This window comes from Chitinophaga rhizophila, from assembly GCF_019492185.1.
Lineage (GTDB): Bacteria > Bacteroidota > Bacteroidia > Chitinophagales > Chitinophagaceae > Chitinophaga > Chitinophaga rhizophila.
This window is the reverse complement of the sequence record NZ_JAICCF010000005.1, coordinates 1-19,224: the sequence shown is the minus strand read 5'-3', so window position 1 is coordinate 19,224 and position 19,224 is coordinate 1. Positions and strand designations below refer to the sequence as shown.

At 48.3% G+C, this 19,224-nt stretch carries 12 protein-coding genes; 3 read left to right on the top strand and 9 right to left on the bottom strand.

Annotation, left to right across the window (positions count from 1 at the left end; all coding sequences use genetic code 11):
- The first annotated feature begins 81 nt into the window (after positions 1–81).
- Positions 82–2,238 (top strand): GH92 family glycosyl hydrolase, encoded by a 2,157-nt coding sequence (locus tag K1Y79_RS24375; RefSeq protein WP_236059827.1) that lies wholly within the window; start codon positions 82–84, stop codon positions 2,236–2,238.
- Positions 2,239–2,299: 61 nt separating this feature from the next.
- On the opposite strand, the gene K1Y79_RS24370 is transcribed toward K1Y79_RS24375, so the two are convergent.
- Together K1Y79_RS24370 and K1Y79_RS24365 are read right to left on the bottom strand one after the other, a co-directional pair.
- Positions 2,300–2,749: a YqgE/AlgH family protein gene (locus K1Y79_RS24370; RefSeq protein WP_220252826.1), complete on the bottom strand. Its 450-nt coding sequence runs from the start codon at positions 2,747–2,749 to the stop codon at positions 2,300–2,302.
- A gap of 19 nt (positions 2,750–2,768) precedes the next feature.
- On the bottom strand, positions 2,769–3,128 hold the full coding sequence (locus K1Y79_RS24365; protein ID WP_220252825.1) for a winged helix-turn-helix transcriptional regulator: 360 nt from the start codon (positions 3,126–3,128) through the stop codon (positions 2,769–2,771).
- Between the two features lie 69 nt (positions 3,129–3,197).
- On the opposite strand from K1Y79_RS24365, the gene K1Y79_RS24360 reads away from it, so the two are divergent.
- Positions 3,198–4,244, top strand: a complete 1,047-nt coding sequence (locus K1Y79_RS24360) for an MBL fold metallo-hydrolase (protein WP_236059826.1) — start codon at positions 3,198–3,200, stop codon at positions 4,242–4,244.
- A gap of 233 nt (positions 4,245–4,477) precedes the next feature.
- Positions 4,478–5,683: a DUF1624 domain-containing protein gene (locus K1Y79_RS24355; protein ID WP_220252824.1), complete on the top strand. Its 1,206-nt coding sequence runs from the start codon at positions 4,478–4,480 to the stop codon at positions 5,681–5,683.
- Between the two features lie 12 nt (positions 5,684–5,695).
- On the opposite strand, the gene K1Y79_RS24350 is transcribed toward K1Y79_RS24355, so the two are convergent.
- From K1Y79_RS24350 to K1Y79_RS24320, 7 genes are all read right to left on the bottom strand, one after another.
- Positions 5,696–7,789, bottom strand: coding sequence for a rhamnogalacturonan lyase family protein (locus tag K1Y79_RS24350; protein ID WP_220252823.1), 2,094 nt, complete (start codon positions 7,787–7,789; stop codon positions 5,696–5,698).
- A 456-nt stretch (positions 7,790–8,245) separates the two neighbouring features.
- Positions 8,246–10,249: a GxGYxYP domain-containing protein gene (locus K1Y79_RS24345; RefSeq protein WP_220252822.1), complete on the bottom strand. Its 2,004-nt coding sequence runs from the start codon at positions 10,247–10,249 to the stop codon at positions 8,246–8,248.
- Positions 10,250–10,490: 241 nt separating this feature from the next.
- Positions 10,491–12,110 (bottom strand): alpha-amylase family protein, encoded by a 1,620-nt coding sequence (locus K1Y79_RS24340; RefSeq protein ID WP_220252821.1) that lies wholly within the window; start codon positions 12,108–12,110, stop codon positions 10,491–10,493.
- Between the two features lie 57 nt (positions 12,111–12,167).
- Positions 12,168–13,766, bottom strand: coding sequence for a solute:sodium symporter family transporter (locus K1Y79_RS24335; protein WP_220252820.1), 1,599 nt, complete (start codon positions 13,764–13,766; stop codon positions 12,168–12,170).
- Between the two features lie 4 nt (positions 13,767–13,770).
- Complete coding sequence (locus K1Y79_RS24330) at positions 13,771–14,790, bottom strand: substrate-binding domain-containing protein (RefSeq protein ID WP_220252819.1); 1,020 nt, start codon at positions 14,788–14,790, stop codon at positions 13,771–13,773.
- Positions 14,791–14,824: 34 nt separating this feature from the next.
- Entirely contained in the window at positions 14,825–17,008 is a 2,184-nt protein-coding gene (locus K1Y79_RS24325) for an alpha-galactosidase (RefSeq protein ID WP_220252818.1), read from the bottom strand.
- A gap of 21 nt (positions 17,009–17,029) precedes the next feature.
- Entirely contained in the window at positions 17,030–19,033 is a 2,004-nt protein-coding gene (locus K1Y79_RS24320; protein WP_220252817.1) for an alpha-galactosidase, read from the bottom strand.
- Between the last annotated feature and the right edge of the window lie 191 nt (positions 19,034–19,224).

The following is a 19,224-nucleotide window of genomic DNA, read 5'->3' as shown; positions in this document are numbered from 1 at the left end:
CTAGGATATATCTATACTAGCTGCTATTTTTCGGGTACAGGTCCATATTAGTAAATATTTCCACAAACAACTTTCATTGTCATGAGAAAAAGCATGAAGCGTCTCAGCGTATTTCTATTTCTTTCCTCGCTGGCAAGTACTGATGGCTGGAGCCAATCTACGCCTTCTTACACCAGTTACGTCAACACATTCGTTGGTACCGCTCCATTGACCGATCCGAAGATACTAGGCTACACATTGCCTGATGGATGGCGCTCCTGGGCCGGACTTACCTTCCCCGGCAGCTCCTTGCCCAATGCCATGGTGCAGTTAAGCCCCATGACCGAGTATGGCTCCGGCGCAGGCTACGAATATGAAGATGACATCATCTACAGCTTTACCCATACTAATAAAGGGCACTGGAACCTTTGCAACATCCCGGTACTGCCTTTGTCCAATCCGGGTACAAAATATCAGTCCAGGTTCTCACATGCCAAAGAAAGCGCCTCCCCAGGTTACTACCAGGTGTATCTCGAAGACTATAAGATCAATGTCAGCCTGACGTCAACGCTGCGCTGCGGCTTTCACAGGTACGAATACACCTCACAGAACGACCGGCAGCTATTATTTGACCTGGCGAAATCCAACAATAGAATCTCTGAATGGAAGATAGAACAGGTCGGCGATTCCGCTGTTAAAGGCTACCAGCGTGCTGGTGGTAATATTTATTTCTATGCAGTACTGAATAACAAGATCAGCCGGGTAGAGAAACAGGCGGAAAGCGATCCGAAAGGATATGCCATCGTACACCTGGCGGATGGCAATAATGGTCCGGTAGAGATGAAGATCGGATTGTCATTTGTAAGCGAGGAAAACGCTAAGCAGAACCTCGAACAGGAAATCGGCGCCCGCTCTTTTGAAGATATCCGCCAGGCGGCCAACAATACCTGGGAGCAACTGCTTTCCAAGGTAGAGGTGAAAGGCGGTACCGATAAACAGCGTACCATGTTCTATTCCTGCCTGTACCGTTCCTTCCTCTGGCCTGCCCTGCGCAGTGATGTCAATGGCCAGTTCCGCGACGCTAAAGGCAATACAGCAAAAGCCGATTTCAACTACTATACCGAGCCCTCCCTCTGGGATACCTACCGCAACAAAGATGTGCTGCTCGGCCTGATCTCTCCGCAGGTAACACTGGATGTGATTAAGTCAATGAAAGACGTAGGTGATAAAACCGGCTTTATTCCCACTTTCTTCCATGGCGACCACGGACAATCATCCATCGCCGGCGCATACCTCCGCGGTATCGACAATTTTGACATCAAAGGCACTTATAACATACTGCTTAAGAACGCTAACCAGGATCATGGTGCAAGGCCTCATGTGAAAGAATACATCGAGAAAGGATACATCTCTGACCCGGATGTACAGCATCCGCATGTTGAAACTAAAGCAAAAGCTGGTGTGTCTAAAACACTGGAATACGCATACGACGACTACTCGCTGGCGCAGATTGCGAAGAAACTGGGAGATACTGCCAACTACCGGATACTGATGGCCCGCTCAAAGAACTACCGTAATATGTTCGACCCAGCTACCCGGTTCATGAGAGGCCGGTTAGAGAACGGCGATTGGATCCAGCCTTTCAATCCACAGTACCCCTACTATGAATACATGTACCGGGAAGCGAACGCCTGGCAGGTGTCATTCTTTGCGCCACACGACATGCCCGGACTAATCAAGCTATATGGCGGTCCGAAGCAATTTGAATCTAAACTGGATTCTCTTTTCACAGTGCCCTGGAACCCTCAGCATATTGCCCGGAATGTGGAAACAATGATCGGACAGTACTGCCATGGCAACCAGCCGGATCACGAGGCACCCTTTGCTTACTACTTCATCAACAAACCAGAGAAGTCTCAGCAGATTATTGACACGATACTCAACACCCTGTACGGTATCGGAGATGATGGTCTTGCGCTATGCGGTATGGATGATGCTGGTGAAATGTCTGCATGGTACGTATTTGCGGCGGCCGGACTCTATACTTTCTCAGCAACAGATCCGGAATACCTGGTAACAGTACCCCTGTTTGATGAAGTTAGATGGAAAACAAGCACCAATAAGACGCTGACTATTACCAGGAAAGGTAACAGCCGTAAACTTAGCGGTATTAAAGTGAACGGGAAAGCACAGAAAGGATACTTTGTGCCGCATGACCTGTTTAAGAACGGCGGTAAGATCGAAGTGGTAACAAAATAGTTGATTGATCATATAGTTCAGGAGTCCATCTGCTAAGCGTTGTCCGGCAGATGGACTTCTTTTATTTCCAGACATCTCCTGCTCCAGGTGAGGTTAACTGCCAGCTGCCTTCTGCTATTTCTGCCTCCAGTTCGCCACTATCCCAGCCACAATACCCGATAAACACCCTGACCTCATCTTCCTCCAGCACACCCATGTTGATGTACCTGACTGTTGCCTGGAAATCACCACCGAAGTAAAACCGCTCATTGATGGGGGTACCTCCTTCTACCAGATCAGGACGCTGGTGCACGAAGAAAAGATGTTCCTGATCTACAGGACCGCCCTCATAGATCGGGAAAGGTATCCCCTGCTTAAATTCCTCCAGTTCATTCAGTTTGCGCGGAAACACCCTATTGACGATAAAACCCATTGCGCCTTTCTCATTCAACTCGGTGATGAGTATGACTACATTCTCAAAAATGGTTCCGTCCAGCAATGCTGTGCTCCTGATTAAGTTACCTGCCTTCATCCGATGAAGGTAATACAAGTTACTTATACTCCGCCTCCTCAGCGGCAACGGCATGCTCCTGGCGGTAGTTAGCTCCCCATGCTTCCATCGCATGCAGCACAGGGATCAGTGATTTGCCCGTCTCTGTCAAGAAATACTCAACTTTAGGTGGCAGTTCAGGATACACCACCCGCAGAATGATTCCATGTTCCTCCAGCTCACGAAGCTGCTGATTCAAAACCTGCCTGGACGCTTTCGGATTATACAACTGTAGCTGTCCGGGACGGTTAATACCGTTGTAAATATTGTACAGTAAACACGGCTTCCATTTACTGCCTATAATCTCCATCGTCATTGCCATACCGCAGGTAAGATCCTTGGGTATCTTGTGTGTGTACATGCCTTTTCCCATTTGAAGGTAAAGATAAGTCCTATCCCCCAATGAGGGCATACGCATAATTTTCTGCGTATGTCATTATGGACTGCGTACTTGTATCTGCACACCTACGTCCGCAATTTTGCTGAAAATTATATCATGCACATCACCAACAAACGGGCGTCCTTCCCGACAACGATTGCCCTCGGCATACTCTTCCTGTCAGCTCTGACTACGCTGGATGTCAGCGCACAACACACCATGCTGGATCAACCCGGCTACTACCGCATGAAGGTAGGCGACTACGAGGTAACTGCTTTATCTGACGGCACGGTACCTATTCAGCTGCATGAGCTGCTGACGAATACCGACCATGCTACCATTGACCGGCTGTCGGCGCTGAACTTTCAGACAGCCGTTGAAGAAGCGTCTGTCAACGCGTACCTCGTAAAAACAGGGGGTAAACTGGTACTCATCGACGCCGGCGCTGCGGAACTGTACGGCCCTACCCTGGGACATCTGCCAGAGAGCCTGCAAAAGATCGGTGTAAGCCCTGAGCAGATAGATGCAGTACTCATCACACACATACATACGGATCATACCGGTGGACTGATGCAGGGAAATAAGATGGTCTTCCCTAACGCCACCATCTATATCAGTAAACCAGAAACTGATTTCTGGCTCACCGCCGAAAGCCGTGCCAAAGCTCCGGAGAAGTTGCAGCGCTGGTTCCAGGAGGCTGCAGATAAAGTAGGCCCCTACCTGGCTGCCGGTAAAGTAAAACACTTTGATTACGGAAAAGAGCTCTTCCCAGGTATTACACCTATTGCCACTCCCGGCCATACGCCTGGCCATACATTCTATGCACTGGAAAGCAAAGGTCAGCGGATGTTGTTTGTAGGAGATATCATCCATGCTGCGGCTGTTCAGTTCCCCCAGCCCGCTGTTACTATCGTCTTCGACATTGACTCAAAAGCCGCTGCTGCCCAACGCATCAAAGCCTTCAAAGAGGCGGCTGCAAAAGGCTACTGGCTGGCTGCTGATCACGTATCCTTTCCCGGCATTGGCCATCTGCGCGCGCAGGGCAATGGTTACATATGGATTCCTGTGAAATACAGCACCTCCGGCCTTGGCCAATAACTAATGCATGCAATTGATAAAAGCAGGGAAGATAAACCACCCCGGCACTGATTGAAAATAAAAGCCTCAGCTTACTGGAAGCACTGGAGTGCTGTCCTGTAGCTGAGGCGCTTGTAATTAACAAGCCATTGTTGACTGTTCGGTCAGCGTGTGAATATTGACTGCGCGCTGAAACACAGCTGAGATTTATTTACTTTTACCGATATATCTCATTAAAATCAATCTTTTCTCAGATGGCCACAACGCTTACGGCTGTGAAAAGCCGCCGTATAGAATCTATAGATCTGTTACGGGGCTTCATTATCATTATCATGTCGCTGGATCATGTACGCGATTACTTTCATGCTTATTCTTACCTGCACGATCCTACTGACCTGCAGCACACCACTGCTCCTATATTCTTTACCCGTTGGATCACTCATTACTGCGCACCCACCTTCATGCTGCTGGCAGGTATCTCTGCCTGTCTGTACGGTGCCAAGAACGGACGGAAGGCGCTCTCCTGGTTCCTCTTTACAAGAGGCCTGTGGCTGGTAGCACTGGAACTGTTCTTCGTTACGCTTGCTTGGACCTTCAACCCGCATTACCCAATGTTCATCTTACAGGTCATCTGGGCCTTCGGTATCAGTATGATGCTGCTTTCCCTGCTGATACATCTGCCGCGTACAATATTGCTCGCGCTAGGTATACTACTGGTAGCAGGACACAACCTGCTCGATAATATACACGTCAGCGGCAATGATGCCGGCGCATTCCTATGGTCTGTTTTACATGAGCCTAACTTCTCCGGATTTCACTTCGGCCCGTTCCGCCCTGTTATAGGTTACCCTGTATTGCCCTGGTTGGGAATTATTATCCTGGGATACTTCATCGGCAACCTGTATACTTCGGCCACGAGTTATGAAACACGTCACCGCTCACTGCGCACACTGGGCATTGGCAGCATCCTGCTGTTTATATTATTACGCTGGATCAATGTGTATGGTGATGACGATCATTGGGCCGTACAACAGCATTGGTTGCACACACTCTTCTCTTTCCTAAATACAACCAAATATCCGCCGTCATTACTGTTCACACTAATGACGCTCGGTCCTTCTCTACTATTCCTGGCCTATGCAGAAAAACCACTGAACAGGTTTACAGAAGGTGTGATCGTATTTGGCAGGGTGCCCATGTTCTTCTACCTGTTACACATTCCGGTCATCCACGGCCTGGGTGTTGCCGCAGCAGCGCTTACCGGGTTTCCGGCTGCGAATATGGTCAATCTCACTACATGGGTCACCTCCAATGAACAACTCCGCGGCTACGGCTTCCAGCTCGCCATCGTCTACCTGATCTGGATCGGCGTCGTATTGCTGCTGTATCCATTATGCCTCCGTTTCAGCAGGTATAAACAAGCTAATCAGGGCACTAAAAAGTGGCTGAGCTACTTCTGATATGCCTTTACGCTACTGCTTGATTATCTTGGTATGGAATGTCTCCTGACCGGCCTGTATCCGCAGAATAAATGTTCCTGCTTCCAGGGCAGCGGATGAAATATCTACCTGCTGACTAAACATCCCCGGACCTGCCGTTCCGAGATCACGCATGAATCTCCGTTGTCCGCTCATATCCTCTATCATCATCCTGACAAGTGACTGAGTAGTCAGTTTTACCTGTACATTGACGAAAGACTGGTGTACCGGATTAGGATAGATGCGCAGCGATGGGGATGTAACCGGCTTACTTTCCTGTATAGCCGCTACTGTTGTCGCAGGTAATGTATTAGAGGCATAAGTGATTGCTGGCACAGGCGGTGTCTGCATGCCATTGCCCAGGTAGAAATCAGTCAGGTGCGATTGCATGTAGCCTTTCAGCGTCATACCATTACGGTAAGCAGGATTATGTGCCAGGGTATAGATGCGGCTATTGGTAGCTACCGGTGATGTGAAGATCACCAGTTTGGAATAATCACTGCTGGTCATTACCACTTCCTCTCTCCAGTCACCAAAGATGTCTCCGTACAACATAGGCGCGCCACGGTAACTGCCTCTGGCTGTCTGGTAATTAGCTGTAGTGAGTAACCTTGATACTGTACTACTGGTATAATTCCATTTCTCCAGTTTACCCTCATTAAAAGTTTCACTCAGCAGATCTCCATCCCACCATATCCTGAAATTAGGCCATGGACGGTTAGGTTCATCTGTGATTTTAGTGTTGGATGGTCCGTTGTATATACCAGAAAATGACCACACTTCATAACCCGGATACCGGGGATCAATATCTGCGGCTACTCCTCTTCCTACATCTGCCACTCCGCCGATATGCTTCCACAAAACATTACCTGTGCCTGCGTCATAGTAATATTCTAACAGCCCGCTGGGGTTATCCTGCTGTACTGCATATCCCTGCAATCCTGGCCTTGCCGGGTCCAGCTTCCCGATCTGGGTACGATCTCCATGTATGATACCTTGCCCTGCCAGTGAGTAACGCAGTGAACCATCTCCGTTCAGACAAAAACCAATATCACAGATCTCATCTCTGCCATCTCCGTCTACATCCACAATCCGGATCTGATGACCATCAGGACGATCATCACTACCCCGCAACCACTTCCATTGTTGTGTAAGGCCTGATGCTGTGTAGCGGAAAGCACAGATCATCATGTTAAATGAACGATCCGAATTCCTGTTCTTGAACTTAGCGACAATAGAAGGTGTGGTTCCATCCAGATAGCCGATGCCGAGATTACAATTTAAAGGCCCTGCGGCAAGATAGTCAGCCGGAATAGCAGCATAACGTTTTAATGCGCCGGTAGCTCCATCCAGCACGGCCAGCCATTGCCGGGTATCACTACTGTTAGTCCATACATTACCGTCACCGAACGTAACGCCGTTGGCGATCTTAGTGATGACCTCTGCTTTCCCGTCGCCATCAAGATCATATACGGTTACTCCATCCCAGTTGCCAACATCTATAGTAGCTGAACCTGGTGTGATATTATCCATATTCAGACTATTAGGCCCATAATCCACTTCCCATAGAAAGGTACCGTCACGTTTATACGCCTCAATCTTACAGCCTCCGGTTGTCCAGTTCAGCCTGTCTACTATATAATCATATTCTCCATCACCATCAAGGTCGCCTACCCATGCAAAATGGACATAGTTGCCACTCCGCAAAGGCACCACCACACAGGGCTGGTCAGGCGCGTTAGCCGGTAATGTAAATGCGGCGCTTGCCGCTTGTTCAGAACCGTTAATAACCGGCCTGACATAATAAGTGTTACTGTTACTCAGCGAGGCTGTATTATCTGTGAAATTGGTACCTGCTGTCAGCACTGCTGCATTCAGTTTTATAGCAGTACCGCCACCGGCAGTACGATAAATGTTGAAACCGATGCCGGCCGGATCACGGCCTAACAATCGCCAGCTGACAAATATCTGCTGACCAGATCTGACGGCTACAACACCGCGTCCGAGGTTCTCCATTCTGCGCTGTGCGCAAAGATTACTGTATAGCCATACTATGCAGAAGGTCATCAAGGGTAGTATTTTTTTCATAACGGAATTTATTTGCCCGGTGAATTTAACCCCTCCTAACAGCAATGAAAACGCGGTATGCTGACAGGTCAGAATTTTTAGTGTATTGCTGACACCTTTGGACAAAAAAAGGGAATGATACGGCCTGCTGAACACTCATCTTTACCAGAAAAAGGACACAACAATGAAATATAACTATGAGAGAGATTACTACCATGTGAGATAGCATACAGATAAGAACCCGTACAGTATAATGAGCGGGTGAAGATAGAATGGATAATGGATGGACTCAGGGGCCGGTCGGTTCGAATTTGTTACGGAGATGAGGTGGACTTGATGTGGACTTGATGTATGCTAATGATTGACTATCAGTGAGTAGGAAACATGATTATAAAATCATTACTATACTATAAAAATACGACAAAAAGCATGTAATTCCTTATCGAATCACATGCTTTTTGCTATTTTAATTAAATTTTATTGCGGATTGACAGGCAACCCGTTAGCTTCACGGAGCAGCTGGAAAAGATGATCAGGACGCACCACCACATAGTTCGCATTCAGCGAGTTAGCTACGTTCTTAAAACTGGTTGGCGTAACATTCGTCCAGGGTTGTGCCTGGATAATAATAAAGCGTGGCGAAGCATTATTCCATCCGGCAGAAGCCGTAGCAATATGATCCTTCATCGCCTGCTCATTCGTACAATAGTTGCAGGATAAAGCCATTCCCGGTAAACTGTTATTATAGATTGTCAGTCCGCCGCCGGTATTCTGCGCTGTAAGTCCCAGTGTGGACGGTGCATTTACTGCGAATGACTGTCCGACGTTCTGATTAATACCGCCTGTGATAGTATTCCATATCGTTATTACCCGCAAACCGGCACGGCGGTTATAATCTTCTGTTCTGGTGACGAACTGATTCAGGGACGTCTGATTAGGGAAGCTGTTAGGATATGCATACCCATATCCTGACGGACCCGATATCAGGTTATCATTGTTAGTGCTACTTTGCCAGTAATAGTTCAATGCGCCTGGCATAGCGTCCAGCATTGCAGGCGACACCGTCCAGCCAATAGGCACAGTGCCACGGTCCGGATTATTCCAGAGTTTACGCATCAGGTGTTCTACATACTGCAGGTTGTCGCCATCACTCAGTATAAAGGCTACATATAGCTTATTCTGTAAGGCAGGCTTTGCAGGAATCGGCTTGGGCGTAACCGTCCGGGGCATACCGCTATGTACAGTCAGATTGGTAGCCCAGTCGCTGGCAATAGTGGCAATACCATACTGGGATGCCCGCTGTACGCCAGGTGCCTCCTCGGGCCACCAGCCCATATAGTTAGCGCCGGCAGGCATTGAACTTAAGAAGTTGTTAAGCAGTTCACTTTCTCCGGCTACATTAGGGTCCAGCCAGATAGTCGCCAATCCTGTAGCTACTGCATATTCCCGCAGGGCTGCCTTATGGGCATCGGGATTTAAGCCAATCAGCACCCGTTTGTCCAGGGTAGGCCAATAAGTGTTGTACAACGTCTGATAGACCTGTAATTTGCTGCTGAACTGCCCCCGCAGATCGACCAGGATAGGAAGATTATAAGGCGCTGCTGTTAACCGGGACAGCAACAGCGGCGAGGCAATCAGGGCCTTCTTGTCTTTTGCCAGTACAGTAGCCAGGTTGACGGTATGTATCTGCGCAGGATCATATACGATCAGGCCAGAGATCTCGCTACGGTATTTGGAGACAAGGTCCCATTTATTTGAGGCTTCCGTCCAGCTGAGTCCGAGAGACTGCAGCCAGGTGTAAGGCCCTTCTGCGAAGGCATCCCCTTCGTAAGAAAAGAGCCGGGGCTGGGTGCGGTTCACGATACCTTTCAGAGAGGCGAACAGATACATTTCGGCAGAAGAGCCATTCTGCTGTACTGCCACATAGTCTACCTTGGTGTAAGACGTACCCCGCCAGTATACCCGCAGCTCAATCGACTGATTATTAGCCGGCATCGTAAAGGGAAGGGTAATCGTTGTGTAGTCTCCGGCAATAGGGAACTGCCTGCGGGTTACAGCCCTGGACGCCAGGATCTGGCCTGTGGTAGCATTCCTGACATCGATATCTACAACAGGATCGTCGTTGGCTGTGTTATTATCAACCTTCATCCTGAACTCTGCCACATTGGGTCCGGCAGGAATACTCATGTCGTAAGGGCCATAAATCATGTGTTCATCTGCCTTGTCAATACCTGTCTGACAAAGCCAGCCGTCTGTTTCCAGTCTGCCGGTCTTATGACTGAGGGATGATCCCTCACCTTCCCAGCGGGTAGAACTTTCGCGTAAGATGAACAAGTCCTGCGTTTGTGCGGTTGCAGGAAAAGAAGGTAGTAGTTGTCCTGATGGCCATGACACCTGGGCCATTACCGGTGCAGTGAGCAGCCGGAGTACGACAAATAGTGCTGTTATCAGGCGAACAGGCACATAAAGTGGTTTGTACATAGGTTAACGCTTTAACAGTTAATAATTTAAATGGACACATAGACAACTGTGTCAGCATTGCTGAGGAAGTACCATGCACGTGGAAGCATCATACTTACTTTTCAGTCGGATGGTGAGTTTGGTTATTTTGAATAAATACTATCGGAATAAATATACAAAAAAAGAGAGCGGGTGCAAAGCTTTAATAAGCCCTGCACCCGGTGCCCTCTGTATGTCATTGACCAGTAACCTGATATCAGGATCATCCTCCACGGAACCACCTGTACCCATAGGCCTCCAGGGTAATGGTATGCCGGCCTTTATCGTCTTCAATACTTTCAATATTATTCATCAGATCCACCAGTCTTCCCTTGCCGGTAACTTTGGAGGTAACAACCAGTTCCTGCGGATGATCGCTGAAGTTGTGCCAGATAAACAGCTGCCGTTCTCTCCAGTGGTAGCGCATACCCAGGATATGATGGTAGCCCGTATCCAGTATCTCCCAGTCGCCGTTACCAATCTCGGGACATTCCCTTCTTAGACGGATCATGGCAGTCATCCAGTTCAGCATCGAATCCGGATCCCTGCGCTGACTTTCTACATTGATATGCATATAGGAATAGTAGCCGTCGTCTATCACCGGATGAACGAGTTTATCCGCCTTGGAGAAACCTGCCTGATGATCGGCAGACCATTGCATAGGTGTTCTTACACTGTCCCTGTCTTCCAATTCCATATTATCACCCATGCCCAATTCGTCACCATACCGCAATACGGGCGTACCCGGAAGTGAGAACATAATGCTATAAGCCAGTTCGTTTTGCTGCCGGCTACCCAGCATAGGCCCTAACCTGCGGCGGATACCCCGGAAATACAACTGCATGTTTTTATCAGGTGCATACTTGGCAAACACCTGGTTTCTTTCTTCTTCTGTCAGCCTGCCAAGATCCAGTTCGTCGTGGTTACGCAGGAAATGCGCCCACTGTGAAGTAGATGCTTCCAGCTTTGTCTGTTGAAGCGCTTTTACCAATGGCCGTACATCAGTGGTAGCCAGTGCATAAAAAAGATACTGGTTAACGAAGAAATTGAACATCAGATGGATACCATCGCTATTCTCACCAAAGTAATGCTTCGTTTCTTTAGGCAATACATTCGCTTCTCCTAATAATACGGCATCGCCCTTGCGCCATTGCAGGAAGCGGCGCATCTGTCGCAGATAGTCATAGTTCATTTTGGACTTCTTGCTGCCCGGAGCCGGCGATTCCAGTATGAACGGAACCGCATCCACGCGGAAGCCGGCAACACCAAGCTGTAGCCAGTATCCCATTATACGGGAGATCTCTTCCCTTACAGCAGGATTATCCGTATTGAGATCGGGTTCATACTCATGGAACCGGTGAAAGTAGTAAGTACCGGTCTCTTTATCCAGCGTCCAGGTAGAGCGCTGAACCCCGGGAAATACCATGCCTTCATTCCAGTCAGAAGGTCGCTTATCTGACCATACATACCAGTCCCTCTTGGGGTTATCTTTAGATGAGCGGGCCTCCTTAAACCAGGGATGCTTGTCGGACGTATGATTAACAACAAGGTCAATAATCACTTTGATGCCCAGCTGCTTCGCTCTGTGCATAAATTCCACAAAGTCCCCGCTTGATCCATGCCTCGGATCTACGCCGTAATAGTCCTGTACATCGTAACCATTATCTTTATTAGGAGTAGGTTGAAACGGAGCGAGCCATACCGTGTCAATGCCCATGGCATTCAGGTAATCAAGGCGATCGCAAAGACCTGCGAAGTCGCCAATCCCGTCATTGTTGGCGTCCATAAATGTTTCCAGGTCCAGACTATAAATAACTGAGTTCTTATACCAGAGATCTTCCATGCTTTTCAGGGTTTGGGCATAAGAAAACAAAAGCGATGCCTGAAGCGATATGCTTTGTTAAGCAGCCAGGCCCCAGGGAGAGAAAATGACGAACAACGCTACCATTGCCAGTAATAATAAAGCAGTATACCAATGCCTTCTTTTCCATGGCTGCAGATCAACTACATTGTTCCACTTTTGTATAAAAGGCTCTTTACGGGGAAATATTGCGCCGGTAACCAGCATAAGTATGACTGTCAGTACAAACAGGATGGCCAGTACATGCAGGAAATGCAGGCCGGTATCGATCAATAGCTGTGAGGATGCATAGGTGATAATGAAGAATGTAAGCCCGATCTTGGCAGCAATTGCAGGCATCCGTTTGTGTAGCAGCCCTACAACGAGTATGGTAAATATTGGTACACTGAAAAGACCACTGACGGTCTGGATATAGGTATATAAGCCCTGTTGCGCGAAAACGATGAATGGTGCAATCAGCATTGCCAGCAGACAAACCAGCAATTCAAACCGCCTGCTTACCCTTACCAGTTGCCGCTCGCTGACCGTTTCAGTACGCCAGGCTTTGTAAGGCTTATACAGGTTCAATACAAAGAGCGTACTGGCGCTGTTCAGACCTGCATTGAAAGTAGTCAACGCTGCGCCAAAAGTGATAGCGGCAATGAAGCCAGTGAGTACTGGCGGGGATACATCACTCACAATTTTGGGAAATACCTCCGCGGTATTGGTAAGATGCGGATAGAGCAATACCGCAATAAGGCCTGGAATATTCAGCAATAGCGGAGAAATAATCTTACCTGCACAGGCCACAGCTATCCCCTTCTGACTTTCAGCAAGACTACGCGAGGCAAGCGCCTGCTGCACAATATACTGCTCCGTACCCCAGTAATAGAGATTGACCAGGAACATGCCGGTGAAGATAGTAGGGAAAGGTACGGCGTCCTGCGGCCCCCCAATCGCATTAAAGTGCTCTCTTTTTGACGCCAGCAATAGTTCTATTCCTGTCGCTGCCGAGCCATTGCCCAGGTATTTCAGGGCCGCATAAGGCAATAAAATGCCACCTGCAAACATCCCGATACCCAGCACAGTATCTGAGATAGCTACCGCCTTCAGGCCCCCCAATACCGTATACAGACATCCTATCAGTCCGATGCCCCATACCAGTATCCAGATGGTCAGCCAATAATCGATATGCAGCGTCTCCGATACACGGAAAAGGCCATTGAAGGAGATAGCGCCACTGTATAATACAGAAGGCAGAAGATTAACAATATAACTGATCAGGAAGATGACCGACACAAAGCGTTTAGTGCCGGTATCATATCTTTCTTCCAGAAAATCAGGGGTTGTGGAGATACCGCTGCGCAGGTATACCGGCATAATAAACTCGGATACCAGCAACATGGCCAGCACGGAAGACAGGCCCCATGCCATTACGCTCATGTTGTTGGTATACACAAGTTCATTCTCGCCGATAAACTGTACAGCGCTGATATTGGTGAAAAACAGGGCCCCTCCTACTACAAGGAAGCCCAGGTTACGGTTGGCGAAGAACAAGCCGGAGGAAGTCTGCAGGTTTTCACGCCTGGTTTTATACCAGGAAATCAACGCTACCAGCCCCGTTATCAGCAGAAAACTCAGTAATGCACCAACATTCATATCATCAAAGCGAATTACGTCTGATCAGGGTAGTTGGCAGTACCTCATGCACAGGCTCGCGGCTTAATACTGCCTGTGCCGCACGTTTGCCCATCTCGCTGAAACTGACAGAATAAGTGGTAATACCATTACCAACCAGCTCTTTTACAGGCTCGTCATTATGGGAAAGGATGCCAATATCTTTACCTGGTTCTATTTTCATGGCGTTACAGTCCCTTAACAGGTTCCAGAGCTCTGCATTCTCGTTCACATAATATACTACTCCCTTCTCGACAGAGCCTGGCTCATATTCCCGCAACACGGTGCCTTTGATATTATAATCAGCTGTAAACCGCTGAAATGACTCGACTATCTCTGGCGGGAACAGGGAGTCAGGATTGTGGAAGAATACCATCCTGTCGTACTTTTTGATCACATCTGCCAGCTGTTCAAACACCGCGTAGGATGATCTGGCAAATTCCTGTACGACATAGTGAAAGTCTCCATCCAGCGGCTCATAGCGGTCAAACATGATCAGTTTCTGCCTGGGGATTGTATTCAGCAGCTCCCTTGTACGCGGATGATGGATGGGTGAGATAGCATACATCCCATAATGCCGGTTCTTTACCAGGGCAAACACCGTTTCAAACACTTCGATATTACCATGGTGAAAGAATACGTCCAGGCGTACATCCTGACCAAGTTCATTGCGGAAGCTACGGTAAAATTGCTCCTGGAAAGTATCGATAGTATACATGAGGAGTGCCACATTCAGTGACTGCCTGGTATTATCATCCGTTACAAAGTAGCCCAGCCTGTTCTTGGATTCTATGAGACCGCGGCGTTGCAGTTCACGGTAACCTTTGATGACCGTTTCTCTCGCATAGCCCAGTCCTGAGATCATAGTATTTACAGATGGCAGCGCATCGCCTACACCGATAAGTTTCTCATTAATGGCATTCACAATGCCCTCTACAAACCGCTCATGTTTGGAGTAGGATGGTACGCCATCCAGCTCCTGAATCTTGTCCAATATCGTCTTCATGACTGCAAATATTTGTGCTTTACCCGGCTATTGCCTATTCTGCTACCTCTATTTCAAGAACACGGCTATGCAATTTAGTGGAAGTAAACAAATCCAAGCCTACTTTCATCAGGTAATCTCCCGAATATACTTTTCCGTTCACTGCTTCATCCGGGTTCTTACCAGGCATCAGGTTTACTTCTTTCACCCGGTAGCTGGCGGTGGGGTTCAGTCCCTGGCACTTTACGGGTAATACTACCTCTGAGTAACGGGGATGAATGTCGTAGGTATACAATACCGCCTGTTTACCAGACTCACTGACGTACATCGTTGCTGTATGGTTACCTTCATAAGGAGATACCAGGCGGTACTGCTCCCCGTTGAAAATAGTGTTTTTGAGCTTGTTATACGTAGCTACGGCAGACTGACAGAAGGTTTGTTCTTCCTCGCGCAGCCCTTTAACGTTGATGTCAAATCCCAGCTTGCACTGCATGGCTACATCTACTTTAAACTTAATGCCCGCATCATGGTTCCAGCTGGTAACGTGTGCCGCCATGGACTTGGCAGGGAAGAACTGCGAATAGCCCCACTGAATATACAGCCTTTCAATAGGATCGGTATTGTCGCTGCACCAGAACTCTGTGAAATAACGCAGACCTTCATAGTCTGTACGTCCGCCACCACCAGAGCAGAGCATCATCGGCAGATTAGGATATTTGGCCTTTATACGGTCCAATACCTTGTACAGGCCACGTACATAGTCCACATACAGGTTACCCTGCCGATCTTTCAGATATGGAGAGTAGATATTGGTGATAGGGCTGTTACAGTCCCACTTCATATAAGCCAGCGTTGGATTCTCTGTCATCAGGTGATCTACCACGTTAAACACATGGTCTTGCACCGCAGGATTGCTTAGGTCCAGCACCAGCTGATTCCGGAAGTAGTAGTGCTCACGGTTGGGCAACAAGATGACCCAGTCAGGATGTTTTTCAAACAACTCACTCTTCGGATTTACCATTTCAGGCTCTATCCAGATACCGAACTTTACACCTGCATCCGTAGCACCCTTTACCAGAGCAGGGATACCGTTAGGCAGCTTGCTGGTTGTTGGCTGCCAGTCTCCCAGCCCCTGGGTATCGCTCTGACGGGGGTATTTATTGGCAAACCAGCCATCGTCCAACAGGAACATGTCTACACCCAGGAACTTAGCTTCTGCAAACAGTCCGTTGAGCTTTTGTTCGTTAAAGTCAAAATAAGTGGCCTCCCAGTTGTTCAATAACGTCAGCCGGTCGCCTTTCCCGTCTTTCAGCTGATAGTTGCGCGCCCATCTGTGAAGGTCGCGGCTACCTTTGCCCGTACCCTTATTGCTATAGGTGAAGATGAAGGCAGGCGTTGTAAAGACTTTACCAGGGTCCAAGGTATAGTCAGACGCATCAGGGTTAATACCTGAGACCACCCGCAGATTATTTTCATTATCTACTTCAAAAGTGAAGCGGAAGTTGCCTGTCCAGCCGAGAGTACCCATCAGCACTTCGCCATCATGCTCACGCGGTGTTTCACCCAGGCCTACGGTAAAGAATGGGGACACCAGCATATTGGCACGGGCACCCAGTTTGGAGTCTACTACCTTTTTACCGAAGTTGAGCGGCACAGTGCTCATGTTTACTTCCTTCGCCCAGTCGCCGCTGAACTCCGTCAGGAAGTACCGGTTTCTTTTCCAGTACAGCATGGAAGAGGCATACCGGTTGATGTTAACCGGCTTCTTTTCATTGTGACTGATCTCTGACCAGGACTCGATAATATTATCTTTTGCGAACGTCCGGTAGTACAATTTCACCTGAACAGGGTATACAACGTCTTTCAGTGAAATGACTGTTTCCGTTACATCAGGAGATACCTGCTTTACAGTATGAGACACGTAGGTCAGTACAGTAGCCTGATTACCATCATTATGACGGATGCCGAAGGCAGGTTCAAAGTAGGTTTCAGTACCAGAGACAGGGTAAGCTTCCCATGCCTGTCCGTCACTTTTGGATTTCAGTTTGGGTAACAGATGGTTATAGTCGGCTGCGGCAGACAAACGGGGGCCCAGGTATAGCTGATACAGCCGGCCATTCTGGGCAGTCTGAAGTACAATTTCTGTTTCATTCGTGGCAATGTGGATAGTTTCTGACCTGACTGTGGCATGGGCAATGGCAACCAGGAATAACAAAATAGACACTAGCTTTTTGGTCATGGGTACAATTAATTTAGCAGCTTATTTGCTGTTGATTTTCAAAAAAAGAACATCTTTAGCGGGAATTTGCAGATACTGGTCAACCGCTACCTCCGTATGCGACCAGAGATCACGCACAGTATAATGAGCAGCCGGATTCAGTCCGAGTCTTTCTAATGGTAACTTCATTCTACGTGGATTCTCTGTATAATTGAAAACGGCATAGTAAGTATTGCCTTGGTCGTCTTTTAGTGTAAACTGATCTTCAGACTGCACGCCAGTACCTTCTACAGGCCGGAAACTACGGCCTTTTGCCACAGCATTCACCTCTGCATTGGTCAGGAACTGCCTGGCTCTGGCTTTACCTTCCTCACTACCGCCTTGACTGAAGTCATCACCAGCGATAAAGAGTCCGGTTACCACTGCCGAAGTAACACGCGCCCGGTTCTCTCCTTCAGATGCCTGTTGTAATACCACGTGATCAGCATCGTTATACTGGTATATCTTATTTATCCACCAGCCATAGGAGACCGCATTCAGCGTGTATTCCGTATCCTTGATCTTATTCCAGGCATCGCAGGCTATTCTGCGGGACTGGGCATATTGTGCAGGGAAGATCGGCGCAATTGACAGGTTAATATACATATCGCCGAAGTATTTGTCAAGTAGTTGCATGCCGTAATTATAGGCAGCGATGCCTGACCTGATTTCCGGGTTATACCACTTATCGGCATTGATAGCGCCATGTGCCATGAAATCCACCTTGACGTACTCGAACCCGCAACGGTGAAAGAGCGCAGCTACTTCTTTCATTCGCTGGGCTATTGCCGGATGCGTAGGATCTATCGCATATGCACCGTCAATATCCTGTGGTTGCCCATTGGCATAGAGGTATACATCTTTGAAGGTATATCCCGGCGCTTCTTTAATTGTCGCTTCCGGACGTTTGCCCCAGTCAGTGAAGGGCGTCCAGTAGATACCTGCCGTCTGTCCGTTGGCCTTACAATGCTTTACAAAATCTTTTAGCTGCTCCTCAGTAAATTTGTCCCATCCGGAGTCCAGCCCTATTACTACTTCTCCATCCTTATTGACAAAGTGATGTGGCTGCAGGTGCTGGTGAAAGAAGTCAGATACCTCAAGGGCTTTTTCGTAGGTAAGGTTAAATTGTAATACACCCCAGCTGTTCCATCCCACAGGCATTGCCTTCTTCCAGGGCCTGGGGGGCGCGATGGTTGCGTTAGCAGTACCATAAGTCTCCATACCCGTACGCCAGTCGGAGAACACACCAATCATCACTTTCGGCGACCGGATCACCTTACCTTCCTTTGCACCATGCGGTACCAGGTCGCGGGTTGTGGCATCTGCCACTCCGCCATAACACGTGAGAGTATACCGGGTATCGCTACCTGCTTTATTCATCATTACGGCAGATTTCCAGAAGTCGTGCTCTACTGACCCCACGACAAGACCCTGGCGGGTGTCGCCGTTAAAGACAGCCGTAGCCTCATAACTGGTAAGTGAATCAAATGTGACCGGGTGTGACCGGAAACGTATCCACTTATCATTATCAAAGGGAATGAATAAAGCGCGCTTTTCACCGGCCCCCAGTACAGTAGTCATATCTGTAAGGTTTACCGGCGACATATAATTTGACGCGATGGTACCGGAACGGGCCTGTAGTGTAAAGTCAGTCAGCAGATAGTCCTTACCCGGATACTGGTAAAAGGACTGTACCAGCGTAGGCAGCTGCGCATCGCGGTAAGTCACCTTCAGTACGACGCCTTTGCCGAATGCGTCCTGTACCTGCTTAACAGTAATAGCATGACGGGCATAGTCTTTTGTGGTGATCAACCGCCCATTCCACCTGCATGAGGCAAACAACTGGAGGTCAATATTACCTTCCACCCTCTTCAGGTGCAACGTCTTATTATCCTGATTGTATTCAATAGTCCAGTCGGAAGGCGCTGCGGCATGCGCTACGCCAGACAGGAAAAGCATGAGTGCCGCTATCATTATCTGCGGCAGTACCTGTAACATCTTTCTCATAGTAATGATAAAAGCAGGCCGGCTACACCGTGCAGCCGCCTGCTCTTTTAAAGATAAATATTAATAGTAAGTAAACCCAGGCATCTCAGCCTGAGATTCTGTAAGAACCGTACGTGAAGATCTCCCTTCATACGGCTCCGGTTATCTAAACCGTTGGTTTACTACCTAGGAGTTCCCAATGAACAAATAAC

Excerpts from the sequence above, each read along its gene's own strand:
- K1Y79_RS24335 (WP_220252820.1), bottom strand. The coding sequence starts at position 13,766 with ATGAATGTTGGTGCATTACTGAGTTTTCTGCTGATAACGGGGCTGGTA.
- K1Y79_RS24345 (WP_220252822.1), bottom strand. The coding sequence starts at position 10,249 with ATGTACAAACCACTTTATGTGCCTGTTCGCCTGATAACAGCACTATTT.
- K1Y79_RS24330 (WP_220252819.1), bottom strand. The coding sequence starts at position 14,790 with ATGAAGACGATATTGGACAAGATTCAGGAGCTGGATGGCGTACCATCC.
- K1Y79_RS24320 (WP_220252817.1), bottom strand. The coding sequence starts at position 19,033 with ATGAGAAAGATGTTACAGGTACTGCCGCAGATAATGATAGCGGCACTC.
- K1Y79_RS24375 (WP_236059827.1), top strand. The coding sequence starts at position 82 with ATGAGAAAAAGCATGAAGCGTCTCAGCGTATTTCTATTTCTTTCCTCG.
- K1Y79_RS24325 (WP_220252818.1), bottom strand. The coding sequence starts at position 17,008 with ATGACCAAAAAGCTAGTGTCTATTTTGTTATTCCTGGTTGCCATTGCC.
- K1Y79_RS24350 (WP_220252823.1), bottom strand. The coding sequence starts at position 7,789 with ATGAAAAAAATACTACCCTTGATGACCTTCTGCATAGTATGGCTATAC.
- K1Y79_RS24370 (WP_220252826.1), bottom strand. The coding sequence starts at position 2,749 with ATGAAGGCAGGTAACTTAATCAGGAGCACAGCATTGCTGGACGGAACC.
- K1Y79_RS24355 (WP_220252824.1), top strand. The coding sequence starts at position 4,478 with ATGGCCACAACGCTTACGGCTGTGAAAAGCCGCCGTATAGAATCTATA.
- K1Y79_RS24340 (WP_220252821.1), bottom strand. The coding sequence starts at position 12,110 with ATGGAAGATCTCTGGTATAAGAACTCAGTTATTTATAGTCTGGACCTG.
- K1Y79_RS24365 (WP_220252825.1), bottom strand. The coding sequence starts at position 3,128 with ATGTACACACACAAGATACCCAAGGATCTTACCTGCGGTATGGCAATG.
- K1Y79_RS24360 (WP_236059826.1), top strand. The coding sequence starts at position 3,198 with ATGTCATTATGGACTGCGTACTTGTATCTGCACACCTACGTCCGCAAT.